The sequence below is a fragment of the Sphingomonas sp. RB1R13 genome, from assembly GCF_036663775.1.
In the GTDB taxonomy this organism is placed as follows: domain Bacteria; phylum Pseudomonadota; class Alphaproteobacteria; order Sphingomonadales; family Sphingomonadaceae; genus Sphingomicrobium.
The window spans coordinates 1-1,319 of record NZ_JAXOJM010000040.1 but is presented as its reverse complement, the minus strand read 5'-3'; the positions used below and the strand labels follow the sequence as shown (position 1 = coordinate 1,319).

Sequence of the window (1,319 nt, the reverse complement as noted above, 5' to 3'; positions counted from 1 at the left end):
ATCTGCGCCTTCAACCCCACCTTGGCCCGGTCGACCAGCGCGACCCGGCGCTTGATGATACCCTCCCGCTCCAGCCGGTCGATCCGCCGCCAACAGGGCGACGCCGACAGCCCCACGGCCTCGGCGATGGCGGCGGTGGACAGGCTGGCATCCTCTTGCAGCAATGCGAGGATGCGACGTTCCCAGATATCCAGCTCTTGCGACATTTTATTCCCGAAATAGCGATATAGCGGTGATCTTAACCCAAGAATCACACTTCGCCACCTGAATGGGATCAGTTTCGCCTCTCGTTCCGGGCTATTTCTGCGTCAGACAGAATTTCAGGGACACGACCGATGCTTCGCCAAGCCCAAGACCACCAGAGCCTGCCCCCCGAAGAGGTGGTGACGTTCCATGACAAGGACAGCGGCGCGAACGGTGTCATCGTGCTCCATTCGACCGCGCTGGGCCCGGCGGCAGGCGGGTGCCGGTTGTGGCACTATGCCGACGATCGCGCCGCAACGGTCGATGCGCTGCGGCTGGCCGAGGGCATGGCGCTCAAGAACGCGCTGGCCGACCTCCCCTTTGGCGGCGGCAAGGCCGTCATTCGCCTGCCTCAGGGTCCGTTCGACCGCGCCGCGCTGTTCCGCGCCTTTGGCCGTCAGGTCGCCGAATTGAAGGGCCGCTATGTCACCGCCGAGGATGTCGGGACCAGCGTGACGGACATGGCGGAGGTCGCGACTCGCACCCGCCATGTCGCGGGGCTGCCCGTGTCGGGCCAGAAGCCCGGCGGCGATCCCTCACCCTGGACGGCGCTGGGCGTGGTGCAGGCGATGCGGGTCGCGGTTCGCCAGCGGCTGGGCGCGGAACTGTCCGACGTGACGGTGGGCGTACAGGGGCTGGGCCATGTCGGTTACGCGCTGTGCGAGCTGCTCTACGAACAGGGCGCCAGGCTGATCGTCGCGGAACCGCGCAGCGAGGTCGCCGCGCGCGCCGCCGACCGTTTCGGCGCGATGGTGATGAGCAGCCGAGCGCTGCTGTCTGCCCGTGTCGACGTGCTGGCCCCATGCGCATTGGGCGGGGTGCTGGACGCCGAGACGGTCGCCCAGCTGCGCGCCAGCGTGGTGTGCGGCGCGGCCAACAACCAGCTGGCCAGCGAGGACATGGCCGAGCGACTGGCCGAACGCGACATCCTCTATGCCCCCGACTTCCTGGTCAATGCGGGCGGGATCATCAATGTCGCGGGCGAATATCTGGGCTGGCGCGGCGCGGAGGTCCGGCGGCGGGTCCTGGCGGTCGGGCGGACGATGACCGATGCCCTGACGCTGGCCGACCGGAAC

The 1,319-nt window shown here is 68.0% G+C and carries 2 protein-coding genes; one reads left to right on the top strand and one right to left on the bottom strand.

The window, feature by feature from the left end:
- The coding region (locus U1700_RS14640) for an Lrp/AsnC family transcriptional regulator (RefSeq protein WP_332753423.1) at positions 1-206 on the bottom strand (206 nt) is incomplete at its 3' end.
- Between the two features lie 129 nt (positions 207-335).
- On the opposite strand from U1700_RS14640, the gene U1700_RS14635 reads away from it, so the two are divergent.
- Positions 336-1,319 (top strand): Glu/Leu/Phe/Val family dehydrogenase (locus U1700_RS14635; RefSeq protein WP_332753422.1); only part of this gene is annotated, 984 nt, incomplete at its 3' end.